The organism is Paraburkholderia sp. JHI2823 (assembly GCF_038900695.1).
Classification (GTDB): domain Bacteria; phylum Pseudomonadota; class Gammaproteobacteria; order Burkholderiales; family Burkholderiaceae; genus Paraburkholderia; species Paraburkholderia mimosarum.
This window is the reverse complement of the sequence record NZ_JAYMRY010000399.1, coordinates 1-255: the sequence shown is the minus strand read 5'-3', so window position 1 is coordinate 255 and position 255 is coordinate 1. Positions and strand designations below refer to the sequence as shown.

The window sequence follows — 255 nt, the reverse complement described above, 5'->3', positions numbered from 1 at the left end:
GGGTTGTGATTGTATCAATGTATTTTTAAGTGATCGAAAGATTGCTTTGGAATACGGCGCAACACGAATACTCAACCTGTAACGAGTGCTCTTTGCTTGTCCCCTACGGGGATGAGCCCAGAGTAAGCGCTAAAGCGCTAACTCTGGCCGCAAGACACACCCGTTATAGGGTCAAGCGAACAAGTGCATGTGGTGGATGCCTTGGCGATCACAGGCGATGAAGGACGCGGTAGCCTGCGAAAAGCTGTGGGGAGC

1 rRNA gene is annotated in these 255 nt (G+C 51.4%); it reads left to right on the top strand.

Features of this window, described 5'->3' with window-relative positions:
• Positions 1–169: 169 nt before the first annotated feature.
• A 23S ribosomal RNA gene (locus VSR34_RS39155) occupies positions 170–255 on the top strand; the annotation flags it as partial.